This is a genomic window from Rhizobium sp. P2_G9, assembly GCF_056403475.1.
Genome location: NZ_JBFUFK010000012.1, coordinates 34,452 through 60,343 on the forward strand (window position 1 = coordinate 34,452; position 25,892 = coordinate 60,343).

Annotated in this window: 20 protein-coding genes; 11 read left to right on the forward strand and 9 right to left on the reverse strand. The window is 60.8% G+C overall.

The annotated features are described in order from the left end of the window. Nucleotides 1–30: 30 nt before the first annotated feature. Entirely contained in the window at nt 31–993 is a 963-nt protein-coding gene (gene ytfQ, locus AC1DYF_RS11880) for a galactofuranose ABC transporter, galactofuranose-binding protein YtfQ (protein WP_477876939.1), read from the reverse strand. A gap of 252 nt (nt 994–1,245) precedes the next feature. On the opposite strand from ytfQ, the gene AC1DYF_RS11885 reads away from it, so the two are divergent. Genes AC1DYF_RS11885 through AC1DYF_RS11905 form a run of 5 tightly spaced genes read left to right on the forward strand, consistent with a single transcriptional unit; the run spans nt 1,246 to nt 6,678 of the window. Further along, nucleotides 1,246–3,126, forward strand: coding sequence for a peptidylprolyl isomerase (locus AC1DYF_RS11885; RefSeq protein WP_477876940.1), 1,881 nt, complete (start codon nt 1,246–1,248; stop codon nt 3,124–3,126). Nucleotides 3,127–3,134: 8 nt separating this feature from the next. Further along, nucleotides 3,135–4,145: an anthranilate phosphoribosyltransferase gene (trpD, locus tag AC1DYF_RS11890; protein ID WP_477876941.1), complete on the forward strand. Its 1,011-nt coding sequence runs from the start codon at nt 3,135–3,137 to the stop codon at nt 4,143–4,145. Nucleotides 4,146–4,154: 9 nt separating this feature from the next. Then, a complete protein-coding gene (trpC, locus tag AC1DYF_RS11895) occupies nt 4,155–4,967 on the forward strand; it encodes an indole-3-glycerol phosphate synthase TrpC (protein WP_477876942.1) in 813 nt (270 codons plus the stop codon). Further along, nucleotides 4,964–5,461 carry a cyclic pyranopterin monophosphate synthase MoaC gene (gene moaC / locus AC1DYF_RS11900; RefSeq protein WP_477876943.1) on the forward strand — a complete coding sequence of 166 codons (498 nt, stop codon included), beginning with the start codon at nt 4,964–4,966 and terminating at the stop codon, nt 5,459–5,461. The genes trpC and moaC overlap by 4 nt, the downstream gene beginning before the upstream one ends. Continuing rightward, nucleotides 5,461–6,678 carry a molybdopterin molybdotransferase MoeA gene (locus tag AC1DYF_RS11905; protein ID WP_477876944.1) on the forward strand — a complete coding sequence of 406 codons (1,218 nt, stop codon included), beginning with the start codon at nt 5,461–5,463 and terminating at the stop codon, nt 6,676–6,678. Before moaC ends, AC1DYF_RS11905 begins: the two co-directional genes overlap by 1 nt. A 21-nt stretch (nt 6,679–6,699) precedes the next feature. Here AC1DYF_RS11905 and AC1DYF_RS11910 read toward each other — a convergent pair whose 3' ends face one another. Beyond that, entirely contained in the window at nt 6,700–9,126 is a 2,427-nt protein-coding gene (locus tag AC1DYF_RS11910) for a ComEC/Rec2 family competence protein (RefSeq protein ID WP_477876945.1), read from the reverse strand. Between the two features lie 297 nt (nt 9,127–9,423). Between AC1DYF_RS11910 and gltA the strand changes: the two genes are divergently transcribed. Continuing rightward, entirely contained in the window at nt 9,424–10,713 is a 1,290-nt protein-coding gene (gene gltA, locus AC1DYF_RS11915) for a citrate synthase (RefSeq protein ID WP_477876946.1), read from the forward strand. A gap of 182 nt (nt 10,714–10,895) precedes the next feature. Here the strand turns inward: gltA and AC1DYF_RS11920 are convergent, their stop codons facing one another. Next, a complete protein-coding gene (locus tag AC1DYF_RS11920) occupies nt 10,896–11,513 on the reverse strand; it encodes an invasion associated locus B family protein (RefSeq protein ID WP_477876947.1) in 618 nt (205 codons plus the stop codon). A gap of 253 nt (nt 11,514–11,766) precedes the next feature. Here AC1DYF_RS11920 and AC1DYF_RS11925 point away from each other — a divergent pair, with 253 nt between their 5' ends. Both AC1DYF_RS11925 and AC1DYF_RS11930 read left to right on the forward strand, forming a co-directional pair. Next, nucleotides 11,767–13,584, forward strand: coding sequence for an extracellular solute-binding protein (locus tag AC1DYF_RS11925; protein WP_477877050.1), 1,818 nt, complete (start codon nt 11,767–11,769; stop codon nt 13,582–13,584). 5 nt (nt 13,585–13,589) lie between these two features. Then, a complete protein-coding gene (locus AC1DYF_RS11930; RefSeq protein ID WP_477876948.1) occupies nt 13,590–14,258 on the forward strand; it encodes a DsbA family oxidoreductase in 669 nt (222 codons plus the stop codon). A gap of 24 nt (nt 14,259–14,282) precedes the next feature. On the opposite strand, the gene AC1DYF_RS11935 is transcribed toward AC1DYF_RS11930, so the two are convergent. The 3 genes from AC1DYF_RS11935 to AC1DYF_RS11945 are packed head-to-tail and all read right to left on the reverse strand — an operon-like array spanning nt 14,283 to nt 18,701. Beyond that, on the reverse strand, nt 14,283–14,858 hold the full coding sequence (locus AC1DYF_RS11935; RefSeq protein WP_477876949.1) for a hypothetical protein: 576 nt from the start codon (nt 14,856–14,858) through the stop codon (nt 14,283–14,285). Nucleotide 14,859: 1 nt separating this feature from the next. Beyond that, nucleotides 14,860–18,360 carry a transcription-repair coupling factor gene (gene mfd / locus AC1DYF_RS11940; protein ID WP_477877051.1) on the reverse strand — a complete coding sequence of 1,167 codons (3,501 nt, stop codon included), beginning with the start codon at nt 18,358–18,360 and terminating at the stop codon, nt 14,860–14,862. 26 nt (nt 18,361–18,386) lie between these two features. After that, entirely contained in the window at nt 18,387–18,701 is a 315-nt protein-coding gene (locus tag AC1DYF_RS11945) for an FAD assembly factor SdhE (protein WP_477876950.1), read from the reverse strand. Nucleotides 18,702–18,800: 99 nt separating this feature from the next. Here AC1DYF_RS11945 and recG point away from each other — a divergent pair, with 99 nt between their 5' ends. Next, nucleotides 18,801–20,906 carry an ATP-dependent DNA helicase RecG gene (gene recG / locus AC1DYF_RS11950; protein ID WP_477877052.1) on the forward strand — a complete coding sequence of 702 codons (2,106 nt, stop codon included), beginning with the start codon at nt 18,801–18,803 and terminating at the stop codon, nt 20,904–20,906. On the opposite strand, the gene AC1DYF_RS11955 is transcribed toward recG, so the two are convergent. The 3 genes from AC1DYF_RS11955 to AC1DYF_RS11965 all read right to left on the reverse strand — a co-directional run bounded on the left by AC1DYF_RS11955 (nt 20,845) and on the right by AC1DYF_RS11965 (nt 23,700). Continuing rightward, nucleotides 20,845–21,585 (reverse strand): DUF502 domain-containing protein, encoded by a 741-nt coding sequence (locus AC1DYF_RS11955; protein ID WP_477876951.1) that lies wholly within the window; start codon nt 21,583–21,585, stop codon nt 20,845–20,847. The two genes, recG and AC1DYF_RS11955, sit on opposite strands and share 62 nt — an antisense overlap. 76 nt (nt 21,586–21,661) lie before the next feature. Beyond that, nucleotides 21,662–23,488: a glutamine--fructose-6-phosphate transaminase (isomerizing) gene (glmS, locus tag AC1DYF_RS11960; protein ID WP_477876952.1), complete on the reverse strand. Its 1,827-nt coding sequence runs from the start codon at nt 23,486–23,488 to the stop codon at nt 21,662–21,664. 47 nt (nt 23,489–23,535) lie between these two features. Next, entirely contained in the window at nt 23,536–23,700 is a 165-nt protein-coding gene (locus AC1DYF_RS11965) for a hypothetical protein (RefSeq protein ID WP_477876953.1), read from the reverse strand. A 146-nt stretch (nt 23,701–23,846) separates the two neighbouring features. Between AC1DYF_RS11965 and gmd the strand changes: the two genes are divergently transcribed. Together gmd and fcl are read left to right on the forward strand one after the other, a co-directional pair. Further along, entirely contained in the window at nt 23,847–24,917 is a 1,071-nt protein-coding gene (gene gmd, locus AC1DYF_RS11970; protein ID WP_477876954.1) for a GDP-mannose 4,6-dehydratase, read from the forward strand. A gap of 3 nt (nt 24,918–24,920) precedes the next feature. Next, nucleotides 24,921–25,853: a GDP-L-fucose synthase gene (gene fcl, locus AC1DYF_RS11975; RefSeq protein WP_477876955.1), complete on the forward strand. Its 933-nt coding sequence runs from the start codon at nt 24,921–24,923 to the stop codon at nt 25,851–25,853. The last annotated feature ends 39 nt before the right edge of the window (nt 25,854–25,892 follow it).

Here is a 25,892-nt window from a genome sequence, read left to right on the forward strand (position 1 = left end):
GAGCGCCGGCGAAACGCCGATCAGGGCTGATCAATAGCCGAGGTCTTTCTTGGCATTGTAGATCTTCATCGGATCGTCCTTCTGCGTATAGAGGTGCGATTCCGTCTGGATCCACTTCGGCGGAACCTTCTTGTCCTTCAGATAGGCATTGAGGGCATCGAAGGCCGGGCCGGCCATGTTCGGCGTCAGTTCGACTGTGGCGTTGGATTCGCCGGCTGCCATCGCCTTGAAGATATCCGGGATCGAGTCGATCGACACGACGATGATATCCTTGCCCGGCTTCAGGCCGGCTTCCTTGATCGCTTCGATGCCGCCGACAGCCATGTCGTCGTTATGGGCATAGAGCGCGCAGATATTCTTGCCGCCGTTCTCGGCCTTGAGGAAGCTTTCCATCACTTCCTTGCCCTTGGTGCGGGTGAAGTCGCCCGTCTGGCTGCGAATGATCTTGAAGTTGTCGTGGCCGGCAATCGCTTCTTCAAAACCCTTCTTGCGGTCGATGGCCGGCGACGAGCCGGTCGTGCCCTGCAGTTCGACGATGTTGCACTTCTTGGCTCCGACATTGTCGACCAGCCACTTGCCGGCGACCTTGCCTTCATAGACGGTGTCGGAGGTCACGGCGGTCAGGTAGAGGTCGGGTTTGCTGTCGACCTTGCGGTCGAGCAGGATGACGGGAATATTGGCGTCCTTGGCTTCGGAGAGCACGTCATCCCAGCCGGTGGCGACCACCGGGGCGAGGAAGATTGCGTCGACGCCCTGGGCGATGAAGGAGCGGATCGCCTTGATCTGGTTTTCCTGCTTCTGCTGCGCGTCGGAGAATTTCAGGTCGACGCCGCGCTTCTTTGCTTCCTGCTTGGTGACGGTGGTTTCGGCGGCGCGCCAGCCCGATTCCKAGCCGATCTGCGAGAAGCCAACGGTCAAGGCCGCCGCCTGAGACGCCGCGAACATGGTGACAGCGAGCGCCGTAGCACCCGCGAGTGCTTTCAAGAAAGTCATGGATTTCCTCCCAAAAATCGCTGCGAGCTGCAGCGAGTTCAAGAAAAATCATACGATATTATTTTTGTAAAGCTGATATTTTTGAAAAGTCATACTTTTTTATTCGCCGGCTTCCTGTCGACATCGGAACTTTGCGCTTGCCACCCCTGCCCGCCAATCGCTAAAAGCACTGTCTCTGCCGCCGCTCCTCTGGGAACGGCGATGTTGTCGTGCGCGATTGTCGCGCGCCAGGAACAAAGGTTTTGGGAAGAGATGCTCGAACTACTGCGTAAGGCCGCGAAAACCTGGGTCGCCAAGGGGCTGATGCTCCTCCTCGTCGGCGCGTTCGGTATCTGGGGCGTCCACAGTTCGATCTTCAATTCTGCTTCTGACGCCGTGGTCGTCGTGGGCGATCAGAAGGTCTCGAATATCGAGTTCGCGTTCGCGTTCAGGAACGAACTTGGACGGCTGTCACAGCAGTTCGGAATGCGCCTGACGGCGGATCAGGCCAGAGCTCTCGGCGCTGAAAACAACGTGCTCAGCCAGCTCATATCCGGTGCCACACTCGATCAACTGGCGAGCAATATGAAACTCGGACAGTCCCAGGAACGGCTGCTGCAGGTGATCCAACAGGAGCCGGCCTTCCACGACGAAACCGGTGCCTTCAGTCGCAATCAGATGGAAGGGGTGTTGCGGAATGTTGGGATCCCTGTCAACGACTGGATCCAGATCGCCAACAAGCAAGCGGTCCGTACCCAGATCGCTGATGCGCTGACCAAGGATTTCGAACCTCCGAAGACACTCGTCGATGCGCTGCAGACCTATGCCAATGAGCGCCGTGGCATCGATTATCTGATGCTGACCAAGGACAATATCGACCCGATCAAGCCGCCGGCCACCGACGTGCTGAACAAGTGGTTCGAGGCCAACAAGGCGAAATACAAGGCGCCGGAATTTCGCAAGATCACCTATGTCAAGCTCGAACCAGCGGATATTTCCGATCCAACAGCAATCTCGGACGCGCAGGTCAAGGATGACTACGACAAGCGCAAGGATAGCTACCGCACGCCGGCGACGCGCACCATCGAGCAGCTTTCCTTCTCAGACAAGGCCTCGGCCGAAGCTGCTGAGGCAAAGCTGACAGCGGGCAGCGCGACCTTCGACCAGTTGGTCACTGAACAGGGCAAGACCCCGACCGACGTGCTGCTCGGCGACTTCACCAAGGACAAGATGCCGAGCCCGAAAATGGGCGAAGCCGCTTTCGCAGTGGCCAAGGATGGCGGCGTTACGCCCGTCGTCGACGGCCTCCTCGGTCCGGTCATCTTGCGCGTCACCAATATTCGCCCGGAAGTGGTCAAGTCCCTGGATGATGTCAAGGATGACATCCGCAAGCAGCTGGCGCTGGTCCAGGCCAATGACGACATCCAGAGCGTCTATGACAAGTTCGAGGATGATCGTGCCTCCGGTTCTACCCTGCCGGAAGTGGCCAAGAAGCTGAAATTGAAGACTGTGACTCTGGAAGCGGTTGATTCCGAGGGCCAGGACATGAAGGGCAACGAGATCAAGGATGTTCCGGCGAAGCTGCTGCCGGAAGCCTTCAAGACGGATGAAGGCGTCGAGCCTCTGCCGCTCACGCTCGATGATGGCGGTTATGTCTGGTTCCAGGTCGACAGCGTCACACAGGCCCGGGACCGCAAGATCGAAGAGGTCAAGGACAAGGTCGTCGCCGACTGGACCGCCGAACAGGTCAAGCTCGCGCTGGCAAAGAAGGCCGAGGAAGTTACCAAGCAGATCACCGGCGGCGCCAAGATCGCCGATGTTGCGACCGGCCTCAAGCTTGCGGTCGAGCACAAATCCGACATCAAGCGCACCACGCAGGACGACGTGCTCGGCACGGCGGCTGTCAACGCCGCTTTCGGCGGCCCGGATAGCTTCGTCACGAATGCGCCCGGCCGCGACGGCCAGATCGTGCTGCAGGTCACGGAGGTCAACGACACGCCGCAGAGCGACGCGCTCGACGACACGACGAGCCAGGTGAAGCAGAGCGCTGCCAGCGCCGGTCAGGATATTTTCGATCAGATGGTGAGTGAACTCGCACTGGAATACAGCTCCCGCGTCAACCGGCAGCTCGTCAACCAGCTCATGGTCCGGTAGGAGGAACGATGGCGGACATAAAGCCCTTCCTCGCCAAGGTTGCCGCAGGCAATCCGCTCTCCTACGAAGAAGCCTGTCAGGCTTTCGACATCATGATGTCCGGCGAGGCGACGCCAAGCCAGATCGGTGCGCTGCTGATGGGTCTGCGCGTGCGCGGTGAGACCGTCGACGAGATTCTCGGCGCTGTGACCACAATGCGTTCGAAGATGTTGCGCGTCGAGGCGCCCGAAAATGCCGTCGACATCGTCGGCACCGGCGGCGACGGCGCCCATACCTACAATATCTCGACGCTCGCCTCGATCATCGTCGCAGGCTGCGGCGTGCCGGTAGCCAAGCATGGCAACCGGGCGCAGAGTTCCAAATCGGGGACGGCGGACGCGCTTTCGGCGCTCGGCGTCAAGCTTGATATTTCGGCCGAGCAGATCGGCAGCTGCATCCGCGATGCCGGCATCGGCTTCATGTTCGCGCAGGGGCACCACACGGCGATCCGCTTCGTGGCACCCAGCCGAATCGAACTCGGCACGCGCACGATCTTCAACCTGCTCGGACCGCTCTCCAATCCGGCCGGCGTCAGGCGGCAACTGCTCGGCGTCTATTCCGAGCAATGGCTGCGGCCGATCGCCGAAGCGCTGAAGAACCTCGGCTCCACGCATATCTGGGCCGTGCATGGTTCCGGCCTTGACGAGATCACGCTGACCGGCCCGACCACCGTGGTAGCGCTGGAGAATGGCAATATCCGCGAATTCACGCTGACGCCCGCGGATTTTGGCATGCAGCAGATCGACCTCGCGGAAATCCGCGGCGGCGATGGTGTCCACAACGCAGCCGCCCTGATGGGCGTGCTCGAAGGCGCCGAGAATGCCTATCGCGACATCTCTGTCGCCAATGCCGCGGCTTCCCTCGTCATTGCCGGCAGGGCTGCCAACCTGATGGAAGGTGTCGCCATGGCAAAGCATTCGCTGGAAACTGGTGCTGCCAAGGCCGCGCTGGAGCGGTTGATCGTCGTTTCGAATGCGTGAGGGATTGTCATGACCGATATCCTCAAGAAGATCGAAGCCTATAAGCGCGAAGAAATCGCCGCCGCGATGGCGACGGTATCACTCGCCGAGCTCAAGGCTAGGATCGCCGGCGTCGAACCGCCGCGCGGTTTCCTGAAGTCGTTGCAGGCGAAAAAGGCGGCTGGCGACTATGGCCTGATCGCCGAGATCAAGAAGGCGAGCCCTTCCAAGGGTTTGATTCGCCCCGATTTCGACCCGCCAGCACTGGCGAACGCTTACGAGGCCGGCGGCGCAGCCTGCCTCTCGGTGCTGACAGATGGGCCGAGTTTCCAGGGTGCGCCGGAATTCCTCACCCGAGCCCGTGCCGCCTGTGCGCTGCCGGCTTTGCGCAAGGATTTCCTGTTCGTCCCCTACCAAGTCTACGAGGCCCGGGCCTGGGGTGGCGACTGCATCCTGATCATCATGGCCTCGCTCTCCGATGACGAAGCGAAGGCGCTGGAGGATGCCGCCTTTGAACTCGGCATGGATGTGCTGGTCGAAGTGCATGACGAAGAGGAAACGGAGCGGGCTTTGAAGCTCAATTCGAAGATGCTCGGCGTCAACAACCGCAATCTCCGCAGCTTCGAGGTCGATCTCGCGACGTCCGAACGGCTGGCGAAACTGGTGCCGGACGACCGGCTGCTGGTCGGTGAAAGCGGCATCTTCACCAATGACGATTGCGCCCGGCTCAGCCGTTCCGGCATCACCACTTTCCTGGTCGGCGAAAGCCTGATGCGCAAGGATGATGTGACGGCGGCGACACGCGCGCTTCTTGGCCTCGATCGCGCTGCTGCCGCGGAATGACGATGGAGCCCCGCCTGACCCATATCGACGCCGGCGGGGAAGCAAATATGGTCGACGTTGGTGACAAGGCCGAAACGGTCCGCACGGCAGTTGCCGAAGGCGCGGTCCGCATGCAGCCCAAGACCCTCGATCTGATACTGTCCGGTAATGCCAAGAAAGGCGATGTGCTCGCCACGGCTCGCATCGCCGGCATCATGGCCGCCAAGAAGACGTCGGATCTGATTCCCCTTTGCCATCCGCTGATGCTGTCAAAAGTCTCGGTCGACATCGTCCCCGACCCGGCCTTGCCGGGACTGCGGGTCGAGGCAATGGCAAAACTCACAGGCAAGACCGGCGTCGAAATGGAAGCGCTGACCGCCGTCACGGTGGCCTGTCTGACCATCTACGACATGGCTAAGGCGGCCGACAAAGGCATGGAAATCATCGACATCCGGCTGAAGAGCAAGACGGGAGGCAAGTCAGGCGATTTTTCACGCACGGACTTGGAAAACTGATGACTCTGCTGCCTGTCGAAGATGCACTGCGGCGCCTGCTCGACAAGGCCCGTCCTACCGAGGCGAGCGAATCGGTGCCACTGAAGGCGGCCGAAGGCCGCGTTTTGGCGAGACCGGTCGCGGCCCTGCTGACGCAGCCGCCCTTTGATGGATCGGCCATGGATGGCTACGCGCTTCGCTCGGCAGATGTGACGACGGTCGGACAAAAGCTCAAGGTGATCGGCGAATCGGCGGCGGGACATGGTTTTTCCGGACAGGTCGCAGTTGGTGAGGCCGTCCGCATCTTCACCGGCGCACCGATGCCGGCGGGCGCGGATGTCGTGCTTCTGCAGGAAGACGCCACTGTCATCGACGGCGGCTTCATCGAAAACAATTTTTCGCCCGAAGCGGGCCGGCATGTCCGGCCGCGCGGCCAGGATTTTGCCGAAGGCGACGTCGTGCTGCGGGCCGGGCTGGTGCTTGATCCCGGCCGGCTCCTGGTCGCAGCCGGGATGAACCACCCTGCCCTCGATGTCTATCGCAAGCCGCTGGTCGCCATCGTCGCCACCGGCGACGAACTCCTGCCGCCCGGCAGCGCACTTGGCGAGCACCAGATCGTCGCGTCGAGCATTCACGCCATTACGCCGCTCGCGCGGGCGGCTGGTGCCGAGGTGATCAATCTCGGCATCGTGCCGGATCAACCCGAGGCGATTGCCGGTGCGGCGCGCACGGCGGTGGAAGCGGGTGCGGATGTGCTGGTGACGCTCGGCGGCGCCTCCGTCGGCGATTACGACCTCGTGCAGCCGGCGCTCAAGAATATCGGCATGCAGCTCGATTTCTGGCGCATCGCCATGCGGCCTGGCAAACCCCTGATGGTCGGCTCGCTTGGACCGATGCATGTGCTGGGACTGCCGGGCAATCCGGTATCGAGCATGGTCTGTGCCCTCCTCTTTCTCGAACCGCTGATCGCCAAGCTGGCGCATCGCCAGGCGCCATCAAGGCGTCGCATGGCAATGACAACGACTCCCCTGTCGGCCAACGACCACCGCCAGGACTATCTGCGCGCCACAGCCAGCCGCAACGCAGACGGCGTCCTCAGCGTCACGTCCTTCGGCAAGCAGGATTCCTCGCAGATGAAGATTTTTGCGCTTTCCGACGCGCTCGTCATTCGTCCGCCGAAGGCGACATCGCTGCCGGCTGGTGCGGAATGCGACGTGATGATGCTCCGTGAAATCTAAGCGAGTCTGGACGCCCAGGCATCAGTTTTCCGCGAACGTATCGGTATGCCAGTCATAACGGCGATGCCGCATCCAGGCCCGCGATTTGCCGTCCATGGCGCCGACGACAGTGACGGTCGGCGGTTCATCGCCTTTTTCAACCACATAGACTTCGAGCGAACCGGTTTTGCGTAGTGTCTGGCCGGTGAAGAGTTGAGCTCCCGACCGGCAATCCGACCATTTCAGCCGCGCCGGCGTGACAACGATATCGGCGAGGTCACAGGCGGCCCCGGTCAAGCCGGCATTGGTCGCGATGATGATCACCAGCCCGCTGGCGGTCGTCGCGACGCACCACTGTTTCTGCGCACAGGCGAAGCGGCCGGCCGGTGTTTTGGCGAGTGCCTTTGCAATATCTTTTTTGGCTTGGTTGATCTCATCCTGAGTCAGTCGTTGGCGCTTGTCGGCCTTCGTGGTCGGCGCGCCTATTTTCGAGGCAGCAATCGCATCGGGCTTTACCACGGTGTTGACTTTCAACGCCCTTTGCCACTGTTGAAGGATGAAGTCTGAGGGCCTGCTCTCGCTGACGGCCGCCGTTTCGCCGTCGACGATGCCGGCAAGGCTGCCGTCTTCGAAGATGATGAGACTTGGCTTCGGCGCAGCGGGAAGTGCCAGATGCACTGCCAGCAAGACGATGCAGACGACGGCGCCGGCATAGCACAGATGCGAGCGCATGATGGCCAGCGTGATCAGGCCGAAAGTCATGCCGACAAACAGCCAGGCGGGAATTTGTCCGGTGATCCATTCTCCACGCTGGGCGGCGATCCATTTCGCCATGGCGATGACGAAATCCAGCCCATAGCCCATCACCTTAACCGGCAGCCATTCGAGCCCGAAAGGCAAGGCAAAGAGCGCGACAATCGCTGCCGGCATGACGATGAGCGAGATGATGGGCATGGCAAGCAGGTTCGCCGGCAGTCCCCAGGTGGCGATGCGATTGAAATATTCGATTGAAAACAGGGCGGTCGACAGTCCACCGATCAATGAGGTCATGAACACGCCGGCCATGAAGCGGGCAGCCGGCATCAGCCGGCGCAACAGCGGAATTCCGCTGATCGGCGTCACGGACTGCATTCGCCGCTGCAGCGTGGAATATCCGGTCACAAGTGCCAGCGTGGCGGCATAGGACATCTGGAAACCCGGCCCGATCATCGCAGATGGCGAGGCGACTGCGATGACGATGGCGGAAAGCGCTATGTTGCGCAGGCTGATCGACGGCCGGTCGAAAAATACCGCCGTGAGCATGATCGCCATCATGATATAGGCGCGCTCGGCCGATACCGAAAAGCCGGAGATCAGATAATAAAGCGTCACCGTCACCAACGCGCCGGCTGCCGCGATCTTCTTGACCGGCCATCGATGCGAGAATTCCTGGGACAGGCTGAGCAGAAGCCTCAGCCCGACAAAGCAAAGACCGGCCGCAAGCGCCATGTTGAGCCCGGAAATAGCAATAATATGCGTCAGGCCGGCGAGCCTCAGTGCCTCTGTCGTTTCCTGCGACATGGCGTGCCGGTCGTCAGTGACCATCGACGCCGCGAAAGCGCCTGTGTCTCCGGGCAGGATGGACCGGATTCGCGCGCTGATGTCGATCTGCACCGAGTCGATCACCTGCATTGTCTTGTCGGTCAGCGACTGCGAGATGGGCGGCGCGTTTGCCCACGCTTTCGGCTTGCCGTAGAAGAAGCCGGACGCACCGAGCCCATCGAAATAACTGTCGAAGGCGAAATCATTGAGGCCCGCCAGAGCCGGGCCGGAAGGCGGTGAAAGACGCGCCCTGCCCTCGATCGTCGCACCGATCGCCAATGGCGGATCATGGCCGAGCGAGGTCACCCGGATGGTTTGCGGCGCCCGCTTCAGCCGCGGCTTTTCCGTCTCGGCCAGGTTGATCTCATAGCGCCAGCGACCGCGGGAATCCACTTCGCGCGCGATGACGATCCCGCGGACCGTCGTCGTCACCGGCCCGTCGAGAATCACCGTGTCGGCCCGCGCCGTCTGCCAGGCGGCCAGCAAGGCGCCGGCAGTCATCAGCAGTGCGGCTGCGGCAATTGCACGCAATGCCGGCCGCCACGGGCCGAGGATCAACCATGTCACTGCCGCGCCGATGCAGAGCAGCAAGGTCGGCGCCACGGCTGGCGTACGGTCCAGCGCAAACCACCACGCGGCACCGGCTCCCAGAAAGACCGGCGTCCAGTGGAACAGATGGCCGAACTCGCGTTCCAGCTGGAAACCATCCGAGGCGAAGGCGCGCGAGCGCATGACCACCACGGCAACGGCTTGTTCTATACGGGCTCTCGGTGGTCGATCGACGACCGGTGCCGGCCGGTTCAATGCACTGGGAAGCAGATCGAGATCGAACGCGTCGACCGATTCAATATCTTCCCGCTGTGCTTCGTTTGCGAGCCCGCTTGTCATAATAATGTCGTGAAATCGCCCGATTTCTTAACAGAGAGACTGCAGCCCGGATTCGGAATTGGCAACTGCGATTCATGCGATTTTTCGCGCACTGGGTGTGACCGGCGCGTTCAATCGATTAAAATTCTAGTGAAGAAGATTCTCTTTGATTTCCGCTTATTGCAGTGCCAAAACTCGTTACGGCAACGCAACAACAGACTCTGGTAATTCTTTGTGTTTATCAGATATTCGTCCGCGAAAGCCCACTCTAATTATGGCAGCTTTTGGCTGCCTGCCTATCCTTGAACGGAGGAAATTATGGCTGATAAGAAAGCGTCTGTCTCAATCGACGGCAAGCAGGTCGATCTCGAAGTGCGATCCGGCACCATCGGCCCTGACGTCATTGACATTGCGCCCCTTTATAAAACCGCAAAGGCCTTTACCTACGACCCGGGCTTCACGTCGACTGCCTCCTGCGAATCCAAGATCACCTATATCGATGGCGACGAAGGTGTGTTGCTGCATCGCGGCTATCCGATCGAACAGCTTGCCGAGCACGGCGACTTCCTCGAAGTCTGCTATCTCCTGCTCTACGGCGAACTGCCGACCGCCAGCCAGAAGAAGGATTTCGACTATCGCGTCGTTCACCACACGATGGTGCATGAGCAAATGAGCCGCTTCTTCACCGGCTTCCGCCGCGACGCCCATCCGATGGCTGTCATGTGCGGCTGCGTCGGCGCGCTCTCGGCCTTCTATCACGACTCCACCGACATCACCGATCCGCACCAGCGCATGGTCGCTTCGCTGCGCATGATCGCCAAGATGCCGACGCTCGCCGCCATGGCCTATAAGTATCATATCGGCCAGCCCTTCGTTTATCCGAAGAACGATCTGGACTATGCGTCGAACTTCCTGCGCATGTGCTTTGCCGTTCCTTGCGAGGAATATGTGGTGAACCCGGTTCTGGCCCGCGCCATGGACCGCATTTTCATCCTGCATGCCGACCATGAGCAGAATGCCTCGACCTCGACGGTGCGTCTTGCCGGCTCGTCAGGCGCCAATCCCTTCGCCTGTATCGCCGCCGGCATCGCCTGCCTCTGGGGCCCGGCGCATGGCGGCGCCAATGAAGCCGCGCTCAACATGCTGCGCGAGATTGGCACCGTCGACCGCATCCCGCAATATGTCGCCAAGGCAAAGGACAAGAATGACCCGTTCCGTCTGATGGGCTTTGGCCATCGCGTCTACAAGAACTACGACCCACGCGCCAAGATCATGCAGAAGACGACGCATGAAGTTCTCGGCGAACTCGGCCATAAGGACGATCCGTTGCTCGAAGTGGCGATGGAGCTCGAAAAGATCGCGCTGCACGACGAATACTTCATCGAGAAGAAGCTCTATCCGAATATCGACTTCTATTCGGGCATCACGCTCAAGGCCCTGGGCTTCCCCACCGAGATGTTCACCGTGCTGTTCGCGCTCGCCCGTACCGTCGGCTGGATCGCCCAGTGGAACGAGATGATCGAGGATCCGGACCAGCGCATCGGCCGGCCGCGCCAGCTCTATGTCGGCGAGCCGCAACGCGACTACGTGCACGTCTCCAAGCGCTGAGCGCTCTGCCAGCAAATCGAAAGGGCCGTGTCGGAAGCGACGTGGCCCTTTTCCTTGACTGCCATGTGAATTCGGGTCTGTTGCCTGGGCGAAGATCCGATATCGCCTGAAATGGAAAAGGCCGCAATCGCGGCCTTTTCTGTTCCAATATCCGAAGCTGGCAGACTGCCGGCAGGCAGCAATTACTGCGCCTTGGCCTTGTCCTGGGCTTCTTCCAGCTTCTTGCGGGCTTCTTCAGCCTTCTTCTGCATTTCTTCCTGCAGCTTCTTCTGGGTCTCGACCATCTTGGACTGCTCCATGGCCGGACCATCGAGGGCCGCCTTGAAGCCTTCGAGCGACATCTTGATCGGGTTCGGCATGCGCTGGAAGTTCACCGAGGTGAACACGACTTCCTGGCCCTTTTTCATGTTGTTGATGATCGCGTCGGTGAGCGGCATTTCAGCGATGCACATGTCGGGCATGCAGACGCCGTATTCCAGCTTGTTGCCCTTCGAGTTATCGATCTGCATCAGCACGCCCGGCGGGACGAGGCGCGCGGTCGGCACCGAAACCTGCATGAACTTGCGGTTGATCTTGCCGGTGACCAGGACCAGCGCCACGGCGGTGATCAACTGTCCGGTATTGGCGGTCTGGACGTTGCGCACCGAGCAGACGGTGCTGTCATCCTGCTTGTCGCAGAGCTTGAACCAGCCCTGCGGCGTCTGCTGAGCGGAAGCGTAACCCGGCATGGTGAACGCAGTCGCCGCAAAGGCCACGGCTCCGATGGTCGCGCGCACGGCGGTCTTGATGGTGAAGCTCATATTCTATCCCGTCTCCTGATCTCTGTGAGGCCAGTGCTCCCGGCCGTTCAGCCGGAGCCCTCCTGCCGGTCAATTGAGGCAAATACATGACCCGCGTTATTGGCGCTCCTGTTACATCGCTGCCTCCAAGATATCCAGCCTTTCTTTGAGGCCGCGACGAATATTTCAGAAATGCCGCACCACAAGTTGGATATATGCCGCACTGTTGCTAGTCTCGAAGCGTGACTCGTGTTTTTCAAGGTCGATTGCCGTGCTGAAACTGCTTGTGGCCCTGTTCCTGTTGATCCTTCCGGCCCAGGTGCTTGCCGGCGAAGCGCTCTACGGCATCGCCATGCATGGGGACCCGGCGCTGCCAGCGGGTTACCAAGCCTTCCCTTACGTAAACCCTCACGTAAAGAAAGGCGGCCGGCTGGCTTTCGGCGTGGTGGGGACGTTCAATAATCTCAATCCCTTCATCCTCAAGGGCAAGCGCACTACGGGACGTGGGCTCTGGGACCCGGAACTCGGCAATCTCATGTTCGAATCGCTGCTGATGCGGTCACGCGACGAGCCCTTCACCATGTATGGCCTGCTGGCCGAGAGCGTCGAATGGGACGATGCGCGGACCTATATCCAATTCAATCTGAACCCCAAGGCGAAATGGTCGGACGGCCAGCCGGTGACGCCGGATGATGTGATCTTCACCTTCGAGCTCTTGCGCGATAAAGGCGCCCCGCCCTTCTCGACGCGACTGGTCGCGGGCAAGACCGTGCTGGTCGAAAAGATGGAGAAGTTCGGCGAACATTCCGTCCGCTTCACCTTTTCCAAGAACGCCACAAGGGAATTGCCGCTGCTTCTGGCACTGTCGCCGGTGCTGCCGAAGCACGCGACGAAAGTCGACGGCTTTGATCAAACCATTTTGACGCCGCTGATGGGCTCCGGCCCTTATCGTATCAAACAGGTGCGTCCGGGTGAAAAGCTCCTCTTCGAGCGCGATCCCAACTATTGGGGCAAGGATCTGCCCTCGATGGTCGGCTTCAACAATTTCGACCAGATCTCGATCGAGTATTTTCTTGAGGAAAACACGCTGTTCGAGGCTTTCAAGAAAGGTGAAGTCGATATCTACAAGGAAGGCGCTCCGAACAATTGGCAGGGCGCCTACAATTTCCCTGCAGCGCAGCACGGCGATGTCGTCAAGGACGCCTTCAAGCTGCGGCTTCCGGCCAATACCTATTCGCTTGTCTTCAACACGCGCCGGCCGATCTTCGCCAATGAGAAGCTGCGTGAAGGTCTGACGATGGCCTTCGATTTCGAGTGGCTGAACCGAACGCTGTTCGACAATGCCTATTCGCGCATCGAAAGTTTTTGGCAGAATTCCGATCTGTCAAGCGAGGATCACCCGGCCAGCGCCAAGGAACTTGCTCTTCTCGGCGCAACCAGGAACAAGATCGATCCGGCAATCCTCGCAGGCACCTACAGGCTGCCGGTCACCGACGGTTCCGGCCGCGACCGCAAGGTGCTCAAACACGCCTATGACCAGATCATCGCCGCCGGCTACAGCATCAGGGATGGTAAGATGCGGGACCAGAAAGGCACGCCGCTTACCTTCGAAATCCTCTGCCAGAGCCCAGATCAGACTCGCATCGCTCTGACCTATCAGCGCACCCTTGCAGCCCTTGGCATTGAAGTTTCAATCCGCTCGGTCGAGGATGCGCAATATCAGCAGCGCAGCCAGACGTTTGATTTCGACATGATTTTCCGCACCTATGCAGCGACGCTGTCGCCGGGCATCGAGCAGGCCGGTCGCTGGGGCTCTCCGTCACGTGATCTTCAGGGATCAGAAAACATGGCCGGTGTCGCCGATCCGGATATCGACCAGATGATCCAGGCGATCGTCGCGGCGCGCGAGACGGACGACTTCAATTCCGCCATCCACGCGCTCGACCGCCTGCTGCTCAACGGCCATTATGTCATCCCGCTCTTCTTCATCGGTGAACAGTGGGTTGCGCGATGGAACTATATCGGCCATCCGGATTATTTGCCATTATACGGCGCACAGTTCCAGACATGGTGGGACAAAAGGGTTCAGTAGGGTTCATGGACAAGCAGCATATCGATATCGAAATCATCTCCGACGTGGTCTGTCCCTGGTGCTATCTCGGCCAGGGAAGATTGAAGCTTGCGCTGGACGAGGTGAAGGACACAATCAGCGCCGATATTACCTGGAAACCCTACCAACTCGAACCGAACGTGCCGCCGGGCGGCTTCGACACGTTCGACTACCTTGCCAAGAAGATCGGTGGTGCCGACCAGGTGCGCCGTTCGCATGAAATGCTGACCAAGATGGGCGCCGAAATCGGCCTGCCCTTCGCGCTCGATAAAGCCAGGCGTTTCCCAAATACGCTTGACGCCCACCGGCTGATCCACTGGGCCGGCCTGTTGGGTCATGACATGCAGGACAAGATTTCCCGGGCGTTGTTCAAGGCCAATTTCGTCGATGGCCTCGATGTCGGTGACCGTGCCGTCCTTCTGCAGATCGCCACCGACATGGGCATGGATCGTCGCACCGTCGAAAAGCGGCTGGAGGACGGCAGCGACCTCGACCTCATCAAGGGCGAGATCGTGCATGCACAGCGCATGGGTGTCACCGGCGTGCCCTGCTTCATCTTCGAGCATCAATATGCGGTGACCGGGGCGCAGTCGGTCGAGGCATTCGCCAATGCACTCAAGCAGATTGCCGAGATGAAGACGCAGGCGGCGGAATAGAAGTGTGCGGGCAACGCCGAGGCATCATTGCTTCAGAGCACGGGTGACTTTGACCCACCATGGCATCGTCTCTGTGACGGCATGATATTGGCCATACCAAGGTCCGACCTCGTCGGGCAGGTAAGGCCACTCATCTGGCTTGTCGAGAGCGGCTCTTGCCGCTTCGGCTTCCGCTGGCGTCAGGATTATGCCCATAAGATCGTTGCCACCGTACAGGGCATAAAATCGGATCGGCTTTGATCCAAGTTGGTCATTGATTGCTTTGAAAAATCCGGCTGCCGACCTTCCCCACAAAGCATCTATTGACAGAAGATCAAAGTTTTCGGGGCTGTATATGGAATATTGCTTATCATTGACGGCGATGGAATAGGTTTTCTGGTCGTCCGAGATCGTCTCCTTTAGCGGAGCAAGTTTAACGCCGCGATCCGCAAACAGGGGAATCAATTCCTCATACGCATCCTTCATTCCAAACTCAGTCAGCGCCTCGGCATCAAGATGGACGACGCGATCATAATCGAGAACTTCGGCACTCGTTGCTTGCTTAGCGGGTGCAAGCGAACTCCCCAACAAAACGCCGATAAGGAATGCTCTCCAACGCATGCTAATTGCTCCCCGCAATCTCCGCCAGTTGCGTCATCAGCACCGCGGCGGCCGTCATCCGCTTTTCCGGGCTCGGCAGGTCGCGCGCCAGGAACATCGAATGATCAGGCCGGATCTTCGCCAGCGTCCCCTGCTTGGCGATATAGGCGACCAGCCCGGCCGGGTTCGGAAACACCTTTTCGCGGAACTGCACGACGATGCCCTTCGGCCCGGCTTCCAGCTTCTCGACATTGGCGGTGCGGCAGAGCGACTTTATGTAGACGACCTTGAGCAGAGCCTCGACCTCCGGCGGCATCGGGCCGAAGCGGTCGATCAGCTCTGCGCCGAAGCCGTCGATCTCTTTCAGGTTTTCCAGATCGCCGAGACGCCGATAGAGCTGCATCCTGAGATGCAGGTCCGGCACGTAATGTTCCGGGATCATCACCGTCACGCCGATGACGATCTGCGGCGACCAGCCGGTGTCGGGCAATTGTTCATCGCCCTTGATCTCCAGCACCGCTTCTTCGAGCATCTGTTGATAGAGTTCGAAGCCGACCTCCTTGATGTGGCCGGATTGTTCCTCGCCCAGCAGGTTGCCGGCGCCGCGCAGGTCGAGGTCGTGGCTGGCGAGCTGGAAGCCGGCGCCGAGCGTATCAAGTGATTGCAGCACCTTCAGCCGCTTATCGGCCATGGTCGTCAGCGTCTTGTTGACTGGCAGCGTCAGCAGCGCGAAGGCACGCACCTTGGAACGGCCGACGCGGCCGCGGATCTGGTAGAGCTGTGCGAGACCAAACATATCGGCGCGATGCACGATCAGCGTATTGGCTGTCGGCACGTCTAGGCCAGACTCGACAATAGTGGTCGACAGCAGCACATCATACTGGCCGTCATAGAAGGCGTTCATGATGTCGTCGAGTTCGCCCGCCGGCATCTGGCCATGGGCGGTGGCGACCTTGAGTTCCGGCACCGCCTCGCGCAGGAAGATCTGGATTTCCTCGAGGTCGGAAATGCGTGGGCAGACATAAAAGCTTTGTCCGCCACGATAGTGCTCGCGCATCAGCGTTTCGCGGATCACCAGCGGATCGAAAGGCGAAATGAAGGTGCGCACCGCCATGCGGTCAACGGGCGCGGTGGTGATCAGCGACAGTTCGCGAACGCCTGTCAGCGCCAGTTGCAGCGTGCGGGGAATCGGCGTCGCCGAGAGCGTCAGCACGTGCACATCGGATTTCAGCTCCTTGAGGCGTTCCTTGTGCTTGACCCCGAAATGCTGCTCTTCGTCGACGATCAGCAGGCCCAGATTGGCGAATTTGATGCCGGAGCCGAGCAGCGCATGCGTGCCGACCACGAGATCGGCCTTGCCCTCCGCGAGCTCCTTCTTCGTCTCGTTGAGTTCCTTCGTTCCGACCAGCCGCGAGGCCTGGCGAATGCGGATGGGGAAGCCGCGCATGCGCTCGGAGAACGTCTTGAAATGCTGGCGAGACAGCAGCGTCGTCGGCACGACGACTGCCACCTGCGCGCCATTCATCGCAGCGATGAAAGCAGCACGCAGCGCCACTTCGGTCTTGCCAAAACCGACATCGCCGCAGATCAGCCGGTCCATGGGCCGACCAGCGGCAAGATCTTCACGCGCCGCCTCGATCGCACTGGCCTGGTCTTCCGTCTCGTCATAGGGGAAGCGGGCGGAGAACTCGTCATAGAGCCCTTCGGGCGAAGCGAGCACCGGCGCGTGCCGCATGGTGCGTTCGGCCGCGATCTTGATCAGGCCGGCGGCCATGTCGAGCAGCCGCTTCTTCAGCTTGGCCTTGCGCGCCTGCCAGGCGACACCGCCGAGCTTGTCGAGCTGCACCTCCGTCGCGTCCGAGCCGAAGCGCGACAGCAGCTCGATATTTTCCACCGGCAGGAACAGCTTGTCGCCGCCGGCATACTGGATTTCCAGGCAGGCTCTGGGCGCGCCGGCCGCCTCGATCGTCACCAGGCCCATGAACTTGCCGATGCCGTGCTCGGCATGAACGACGATCGAGCCTTCGTCGATCGACGAGGCTTCGGAGATGAAATCGGCCGAGCGGCGCTTGCGCTTGGCGCGACGGACAAGTCTGTCGCCCAGAATATCCTGCTCGCCGATAACGATGAGTTTTCCCGTCTCGAAGCCGCTTTCGAGTGACAGCACCGTCGAGGCCGCCTCGCCGGCTTTGAGCTTTATCGCATCGGCAAGTTTCTCGACTGGAACGACGCGTTCCAGCCCATGCTCGGCCAGCACCTGCAGCAGGCGGTCGAGCGAACCTTCGGACCAGCCTGATATCACCACCTTGTCGCCCTTGGCGCGATGGTCGGCAATGTGCTTGACGGCGGCGGTGAAGACGTTGACCCGCTCTTCGCCCTGCTGCTCGCCGGCGCGCGCCCAGCGCATGCCGGGCCGCGCTTCAAGTACTACGACCTTGCGCGCCTCGCCCTCATGCTCGTTGAACGGGGTGACACGGATCGCGCCCTTTTCGGCGAGCGCCAGTTTCACCTGTTCATCGGAAAGATAGAGCTGGTCGGGCGGCACCGGTTTGTAAGGCGCGCCCTGCGTCATGCCCTTGTGTGGCTTGCCGCTTTCCAGCCGCGCCTCATAATAATCGGTGATCAGCTTGAAGCGCTCGACCGCCGCTTCCTGCAGCGTATGGTCGGTCAGGATACGGAAGGCGCCGAGATAGTCGAACAGGGTTTCGAGCGTCTCGTAATAGAGCGGCAGCCAATGTTCCATGCCAGCAAAGCGGCGGCTTTCGGAAATGGCGTGATAGAGCGCATCGTCGCGCGTCGCCGCGCCGAACATGGTCAGGTAGTTCCGCCGGAAACGGCTGATCATGTCCGGATTGAGCGACACTTCGCTCATTGGATTGAGCTCCAGCGAACGCACCTTTCCCGTCGTGCGCTGCGTCAAGGGATCGAAGGAACGGATCGTCTCCAGCGTGTCGCCGAAGAAATCCAGCCGGAACGGCTGTTCCTCACCAGGCATGAACACGTCGAGAATGCCGCCGCGCACCGCAAATTCGCCGACTTCGCGCACGGTATCGGTACGGTCGAAGCCGTTGCGTTCCAGCCGCGAGGCAATGTCATCCATCCGCATCGTCTGGCCGGGCTTGGCCGAAAAGCCCATGGCGGCAATCGCCTCGCGCGGCGGCAGCTTCTGCAGCAGCGCATTGGCCGTTGTCAGCAGGATCGCCGGATGCGGATTCCTGGCGTGGCTGATCAGGCCGGACAGCGCCGAAAGTCTCCGGGCGGAGACATCGGTGCCGGGCGAGACGCGGTCATAGGGCAGGCAGTCCCAGCCCGGCAGGCTCAGCACCGGAATTTCCGGCGCGTGGAAGGCGAGCATCTGCTCAAGATCGGAAATATGCTGGCCGTCGGAGAGAACATAGGCGATCGGCGCCCCGGATTGCGCCAGTTCGGCAAGCAGCAGCGCGTCGACGCCGGCAGGGACATTTCCGATCGTGAAGCTTTTCGCATCCGCAAGCACTTTTKGAGGATCGAAACCGGGGATCACCTGCCCCGTCTTGTTTTCTGTCAGCATCAAACCTTGCCTGTATCGATCGCAGATGCGAATGCCTCTTCCGGCCGGAAAGCCATGACTCGCGCAAAGAGCGGCGTGGTCAGCCGATCCGGCAAGGTCTCTCCGCCGCAGATCCACTTGAACAGATCATTGTCGTCTTCGGTCAGAATGCGCTCGAATTCATCCAGTTCCGTGTCCGCCAGATGCGGCAGCTCGGTATCGGCGAACTGGCCGAAGATGAGGTCCATCTCGCGGATGCCACGATGCCAGGCGCGAAACAACAGGCGCCTGCGACGGGGATCAAGCTCAGCGCTGGTGCGGTTCGTGCCGGTCATGGGGTTCGCGGATTCCTCTATGAAAGAGGCACTCTATATCCCCTGAAAATCGGCTTGTCAGCCTTGCAAATCATCCGGGACACGGCATCTATTGCGCTCATGCGTCCATTCATCCTCGATCCACTGTTCGCTTCGCTCTCGTCGCTGCCCGGAATCGGCGCCAAGACCGGCGAACTCTATGCGCGGCTGCTCGGCCGCGAAGCGATTGAGGATTGCCGGATCATCGACCTGCTTTTCCATGTGCCCGCCAGCCTGATCGACCGCCGCAACCAGCCGGGCATCGCGCTGGCGGCGCCAGGCGCGATCGTCACCGTCACCGCCCGCGTCGACCGTCACCAGCCGCCGCCGCGCGGCAATCGCAATGTGCCCTACCGCATCTTCCTGCACGACGACACCGGCGAACTGGCGCTGACCTATTTCCGTTCCTATGGCGACTGGCTGCAGAAGCAGTTTCCCGTCGACGAGACGGTGATGGTCAGCGGCAAGATCGACTGGTTCAACGGCCGCGCCTCGATGGTGCATCCCGATCATGTCGCGCGCCTCTCCGAAGGCGAGACGCTGCCGATGATCGAACCGATCTATGGCCTGACGGCCGGGCTCTCGCCGAAAATCCTGCGCAAGACGATCGAGGCGGCCGTCGCCAAGGTGCCGGACATGCCGGAATGGGCAGACGTCGCACTCGTCCAGCAGCAGGGCTTCATGCCCGTCGCCACGGCATTTCGGATGGTTCACGATCCACATGATGCCCATGACATCGATCCGCAGGCGCCCGCCCGGCGCCGGCTTGCCTATGACGAATTCCTGGCTGGTCAATTGTCGCTGGCGCTCGTGCGGTCGCGGCTGCGCAAGACGCCCGGCACGCCCGTGTCGCCCACGGGGGAACTGTCCGGGAAAGTCGTCGATGCCCTGCCCTTCTCGTTGACCAACAGCCAGCAGGCGGCGATCGACGATATCCTGCACGACATGGCCGGCAAGGACCGCATGCTCAGGCTGCTGCAGGGCGATGTCGGCTCGGGCAAAACCGTGGTGGCGCTTCTCTCGATGCTGGCGGCAGTCGAGAGCGGCGGCCAGGCCGTGCTGATGGCGCCGACGGAAATCCTCGCCCGGCAGCATTTTGCCACGATCAGCCAGATGGCCCGCAAGGCCGATATCCGTATCGAAATCCTGACAGGCCGCACCAAGGGCCGCGAGCGCGACGATATCATCGAGCGCATCGCATCCGGCGAAGCACAGATCGTCATCGGCACGCATGCGCTGTTCCAGGACAATGTCAGCTACAGCAACCTGCTTCTCGCCGTCGTCGACGAACAGCATCGTTTCGGCGTTCATCAGCGGCTCAGGCTGACGGCCAAGGGCATCTCGCCGCATATGCTGGTGATGACGGCGACGCCGATCCCGCGCACCCTGGTCCTCGCTGCCTTCGGTGATATGGATGTTTCGAAACTCACCGAAAAACCGGCCGGCCGCAAGCCGATCCAGACAGTGATCATGCCCGCCGAACGGATCGGCGAGATCATCGATCGCCTCCGGGCCGCCGTGGCCGAGGGCCGCAAGGTCTACTGGATTTGTCCATTGGTGGAAGAATCCGAAGAATCGGACCTGATCTCGGTCGAGGAACGGCATGCCGTGCTGGCTCAAACCTTTGGCGACCAGGCCACCCTCATTCATGGACGCATGAGCGGACCGGAAAAAGACGCCATCATGTCCGCCTTCAAGAACAGCGAGACGCGGCTCCTGGTTGCCACGACGGTGATTGAGGTCGGCGTCGACGTGCCCGACGCGTCGGTCATGGTGATCGAACATGCCGAACGTTTCGGCCTGGCGCAGCTGCACCAGTTGCGCGGCCGCGTCGGACGCGGCAGCGAGGCGTCAAGCTGTATCCTGCTCTACAAAGGACCGCTCAGCGAAAACGCGCAGTCGCGGCTGAAGATCATGCGCGAGACGGAGGATGGCTTCCTGATCGCCGAGGAGGATCTCAAGCTGCGTGGCGAGGGCGAACTGCTCGGCACGCGTCAGTCCGGCACACCAGGCTTTGCGATTGCCAGCCTCGAAGCCCATGGCGACCTCCTGGAGATCGCCCGCAAAGACGCACATTATCTGCTCGATCGTGATCCCGAATTGACCAGCGAACGCGGCGCGGCGGTCAGGACGCTACTTTATCTGTTCCGGCGCGACGAAGCGATCCGGTTTCTGAACGCGGGCTGACGGGCGGCTCGACGTCGATTTCTTTTGGCGACCATTCCGGCGCCACGAGGCCGCCGGAGATCAAAAGCTTGGCGGCATCTTCCGGCGTCATGTCGAGTTCCATGATCTTGGAGCGCTCGACGAAAACCAGGAAGCCCGCGGTCGGAACCGGTGTCGGCGGCAGGAACACCGCCACCATGTCCATGCCCTTGTCATTGAAGCGCGAGGCGATTTCGCCCGCCGCGTCCGTGGCGATGAACACCATCGACCAGAGGCCTGGCGAGGGGTATTCGATCATGCCGACTTTCTTGAACGAATTCGTCCGCTCACGCAGCACCGTCTCGAAGATCTGCTTCAGGCCCTTGTATAGCGATCGCACCAGCGGCATGCGCGCCAGGATCGATTCGCCAAACTGGACGATCGATTGACCAATCAGGTTCTTGGCGAAGACGCCGATCAGGGTGATCAGGATCACCGCAATCAACAGGCCAAAACCGGGCACGGCGAATTTCGTATAATGCTCCGGCGAAAAGGGCGACGGAATATAGGGCTCGACCCAGCTGTCTGCCCAATGAATGAAGGTCCAGGTCAGCCAGATGGTAATGGCGATCGGGGCACAGATGATCAGCCCGGTGAGAAAATTGTTGCGCAAGCGCACGCCCAGCGGCGTCTTCGGGGGTTTAAGCGGCAATTCATCCATTGCGCAATCCAGTCCTACAACACCCCCGAATCTTAGCGCGGCATTCCTGCGCTGCACAAGCGCATTTTCGTCGCATTCACTCCACCGTGACCGATTTCGCCAGGTTTCTCGGCTGGTCGACATCGGTGCCCATGAATACGGCCGTGTGATAGGCAATCAGCTGAATCGGCAGTGAAAAGATCATCGGCTGGATCGATTCGTCGGCATCCGGCAATGTGATCGTCGCCATGGTCGGCAGCGTCGTCGCCGCTGCGCCCCGTGCATCGGTGACGAGGATGATGCGGCCGCCGCGGGCGGCCACCTCCTGCATGTTCGACACCGTCTTCTCGAAAAAGCGGTCATGCGGGGCGATGACGATCACCGGCATGTTCTCGTCGATCAGCGCGATCGGGCCGTGCTTGAGCTCGCCGGCGGCATAGCCTTCCGCGTGGATATAGGAAATCTCCTTGAGCTTCAGCGCGCCTTCCATGGCGAGCGGAAAACTCGTGCCGCGGCCGAGATAGAGCACGTCCTTGCAGCGCGACAGCTCGCGCGACAACGTCTCCATCATCGGCTGGATGCGGTTGAGCACCGCGCTCATCACGCGCGGCATCTCGGCGAGATGACCGACGAGCGTCCGCTCCTGCTCCTCGGACAGTGTGCCGCGCTGCCGGCCGGCTGCGATCGCCAGGGCTGCAAGTACAGCCAACTGACTGGTGAAGGCTTTGGTCGAGGCGACGCCGATTTCCGGCCCGGCAAGGATCGGGAAGACTGCGTCCGATTCCCGTGCAATCGTCGATTCCCGGACATTGACGACAGCGCCGATTCTCAGCCCCGCCTCCCGGCAATAGCGCAATGAGGCGAGCGTATCGGCGGTCTCGCCCGACTGCGAGATGAACAGGGCGGCGGATGATGGCGCCAGCGGCACTTCGCGATAGCGGAATTCCGAGGCGACGTCGATTTCGACCGGCAGGCGCGCATAGCGTTCGAACCAGTATTTCGATGTCAGTCCCGCCAGATAAGCTGTGCCGCAGGCGGAAATCGCCAGGCTCTGCAGCTTGGAAAAGTCGATCTCGGGCACAGCACGGACGCGTTTTTCGGCGAAGTCGATATAGTGGCCAAGCGTATGCGAAATCGCCTCCGGCTGCTCATAGATCTCCTTCTCCATGAAATGCCGATGGTTGCCCTTGTCGATGATGACATAGGCCGACGCCGTCGACTGCTGGCGCGGCCGGCTCACCGGCCGGCCTTCCATATCCATGATCTCCGCGCCAGTCTGTGAAATCACCGCCCAGTCGCCATCGACGAGATAAGAGACCTGATTGGTAAAGGGCGCCAGCGCGATAGCGTCGGAGCCAAGATACATCTCGCCTTTGCCATAGCCGATGGCGAGCGGCGGGCCGGAGCGGGCCGCGTAGATCGTTTCAGGCTCGCTTTCGAACATGATCGCCAGCGCATAGGCGCCGGTGACGCGCTTCAGCATCGCCTGCACGGCCTGCCGCGGCGAGACCCCTGCCCCGACCTGATCCGCGAGCATCTGCGCCACCACTTCGGTATCGGTCTGGCTGGCAAAGCTGACGCCTTTGGCAGTCAGCTCCTGCTTGATCTCGGCGAAATTCTCGATGATGCCGTTGTGGACGACGGCAACGCCGCCGGCAAAATGCGGATGCGCATTGGTTTCGTTTGGCACGCCATGCGTCGCCCAGCGCGTATGGGCAATGCCGGAATTGCCCGCCAAAGGTTCAGCCGCGAGCCTCGCTTCAAGATTGCCGAGCTTGCCTTCGGCACGGCGGCGCTCGAGCCGGCCTTCAACGATGGTGGCGATGCCGGCGGAATCGTATCCGCGATATTCGAGCCGCTTCAGGGCATCGACAAGCCGCCCCGCCACCGGTTGAACACCCACGATCCCGACGATTCCGCACATGCGATGTCTCCCAAACAGTTCAACGAACAGGCTTTTTGACCGGAAAATCAGGCTACGGCAACCTGAGCCGCATCAATTTCGGTTTCCACCGTTAACGGTGCCACTTCAAAAATTTCCCGCAACCTGATGATCCCGGATTTGTTGCATATTTGCAGCACATCCGTTATGCAGCGGACCAACAAGGCAAGCCAGCAATGTCCTGAAATTTCCATGCGATCGGCGTCCCCGGACACTCTCTCCCGGCGCCTCGCTTGGGCCGTTCCCGCGGATTGGACATTTTACCGCCAGATTCCGCCTCTAGCGCGGTTGACGGTATGAATGGCATGCCCGATCCGATTGTGTGCGACAGGAGACTGCATTGAAGAACAACAAGAAAGTAGCGCTGATCACCGGCATTACCGGCCAGGACGGAGCCTATCTCGCAGAGCTTCTGCTGAGCAAGGGCTATATCGTCCACGGCATCAAGCGCCGTTCTTCCTCGTTCAACACCAGCCGCATCGAAAACATCTACCAGGATCCGCACGAACAGGACCAGCGCTTCTTCCTGCACTATGGCGACATGACGGATTCGACCAATCTCATCCGCATCGTCCAGGAATGCCAGCCCGACGAGATCTATAACCTCGCCGCCCAGAGCCATGTGCGCGTGTCCTTCGAAACGCCGGAATATACCGCCAATGCTGACGGCATCGGCACGCTACGGCTCTTGGAAGCCATCCGCATCCTCGGCCTCGAAAAGACCACCCGCTTCTACCAGGCCTCGACGTCGGAGCTTTACGGCCTTGTCCAGGAAGTGCCGCAGCGGGAAACGACGCCCTTCTACCCGCGCAGCCCCTATGCCGCCGCCAAGCTCTATGCGTACTGGATCGTGGTCAATTATCGCGAAGCCTATGGCATGCATGCCTCCAACGGCATCCTCTTCAACCATGAGAGCCCGCTACGCGGCGAAACCTTCGTCACCCGCAAGATCACCCGCGCGGCCGCCGCGATCCGGCTCGGCAAGCAGGAAAAGCTCTTCCTCGGCAATCTCGATGCCAAGCGCGACTGGGGCCATGCACGCGAATATGTGCGCGGCATGTGGCTGATGATGCAGCAGGACGAGTCGAGCGACTATGTGCTCGCCACCGGCGAGACCACCGAAGTCCGGCAATTCGTCACCTGGGCCTTCGAGGATGTCGGCATCCATCTCGAATGGCGCGGCGAAGGCGTCGAGGAAAAGGGCTACGACACCCTGTCCGGCAGATGCATCGTCGAAGTCGATCCGCGTTATTTCCGCCCGACCGAAGTCGAACTCCTGATCGGCGACCCCTCCAAGGCCCACCAGAGGCTCGGCTGGAAGCACGAGACCTCCGTCCGCGACCTCTGCCGCGAAATGGTCAACGAGGACCTCAAGGTCATGCAGACCGCTACTGTGATGAAAGAGGCCTGATCCATGTATGCTCTCCAGGGCAAGAAGGTCTGGGTCGCGGGCCACCGCGGCATGGTCGGCTCGGCCATCGTCCGCCGCCTCGCCAATGAGGATTGCCAGGTGATCGCCGCCTCGCGGCAAGATGCAGACTTGCGCGATCAGGCTGCGACGACCGCCTGGATCGAGAAGACCAGGCCGGATGCCGTCTTCCTTGCCGCAGCCAAGGTCGGTGGCATTCTCGCCAACGACACCTATTCGGCGGACTTCCTCTACGACAACCTGATGATCGAGGCCAATATCATCCACGGCGCCCACAAAGTCGGCGTCGAAAAGCTGATGTTCCTCGGCTCGTCCTGCATCTATCCGAAATTCGCAGCCCAGCCGATCACCGAGGAAGCGTTGCTGACCGGTCCTCTCGAGCCGACCAACGAATGGTATGCGATCGCCAAGATTGCCGGCATCAAGCTCTGCGACGCCTATCGCAAACAGCACGGTTCCGACTTCATTTCCGGCATGCCGACGAATCTCTACGGCCCTGGCGACAATTTCGACCTCAATTCATCGCATGTCATGCCGGCACTGATCCGCAAGGCGCATGAGGCAAAGCGCACCAGTGCCGATAGCATCACCGTCTGGGGAACCGGTACGCCGCGACGCGAGTTCCTCCACGTCGATGATTGCGCCGATGCCTGCGTGCATCTGATGAAGACGCATTCGGCACCCGGCCATGTCAATGTCGGCTCGGGCGAGGATTTGACCATCCTCGAACTGACGCAGATGGTCTGCGACGTCGTCGGCTTCCGCGGCCGGATCGTCCATGACCTCTCGAAGCCGGACGGCACGCCGCGCAAGCTGATGAGCGCAGACAAGCTGCGCGCCACCGGCTGGGCGCCGAAGATCGACCTGCGCGACGGCATCACCGCCGTCTACCAGTGGTTCCTGGCCAACAAGGCCTGAACATTTTTTCACGCGGCCCATCAAGTTGGGCCGCGGCGA

Coding starts and splice junctions, on each gene's coding strand:
- AC1DYF_RS11885 (WP_477876940.1), top strand. CDS start 1,246: ATGCTCGAACTACTGCGTAAGGCCGCGAAAACCTGGGTCGCCAAGGGG.
- trpD (WP_477876941.1), top strand. CDS start 3,135: ATGGCGGACATAAAGCCCTTCCTCGCCAAGGTTGCCGCAGGCAATCCG.
- trpC (WP_477876942.1), top strand. CDS start 4,155: ATGACCGATATCCTCAAGAAGATCGAAGCCTATAAGCGCGAAGAAATC.
- moaC (WP_477876943.1), top strand. CDS start 4,964: ATGACGATGGAGCCCCGCCTGACCCATATCGACGCCGGCGGGGAAGCA.
- AC1DYF_RS11905 (WP_477876944.1), top strand. CDS start 5,461: ATGACTCTGCTGCCTGTCGAAGATGCACTGCGGCGCCTGCTCGACAAG.
- AC1DYF_RS11910 (WP_477876945.1), bottom strand. CDS start 9,126: ATGACAAGCGGGCTCGCAAACGAAGCACAGCGGGAAGATATTGAATCG.
- gltA (WP_477876946.1), top strand. CDS start 9,424: ATGGCTGATAAGAAAGCGTCTGTCTCAATCGACGGCAAGCAGGTCGAT.
- AC1DYF_RS11920 (WP_477876947.1), bottom strand. CDS start 11,513: ATGAGCTTCACCATCAAGACCGCCGTGCGCGCGACCATCGGAGCCGTG.
- AC1DYF_RS11930 (WP_477876948.1), top strand. CDS start 13,590: ATGGACAAGCAGCATATCGATATCGAAATCATCTCCGACGTGGTCTGT.
- AC1DYF_RS11935 (WP_477876949.1), bottom strand. CDS start 14,858: ATGCGTTGGAGAGCATTCCTTATCGGCGTTTTGTTGGGGAGTTCGCTT.
- AC1DYF_RS11945 (WP_477876950.1), bottom strand. CDS start 18,701: ATGACCGGCACGAACCGCACCAGCGCTGAGCTTGATCCCCGTCGCAGG.
- recG (WP_477877052.1), top strand. CDS start 18,801: ATGCGTCCATTCATCCTCGATCCACTGTTCGCTTCGCTCTCGTCGCTG.
- AC1DYF_RS11955 (WP_477876951.1), bottom strand. CDS start 21,585: ATGGATGAATTGCCGCTTAAACCCCCGAAGACGCCGCTGGGCGTGCGC.
- glmS (WP_477876952.1), bottom strand. CDS start 23,488: ATGTGCGGAATCGTCGGGATCGTGGGTGTTCAACCGGTGGCGGGGCGG.
- AC1DYF_RS11965 (WP_477876953.1), bottom strand. CDS start 23,700: ATGGAAATTTCAGGACATTGCTGGCTTGCCTTGTTGGTCCGCTGCATA.
- fcl (WP_477876955.1), top strand. CDS start 24,921: ATGTATGCTCTCCAGGGCAAGAAGGTCTGGGTCGCGGGCCACCGCGGC.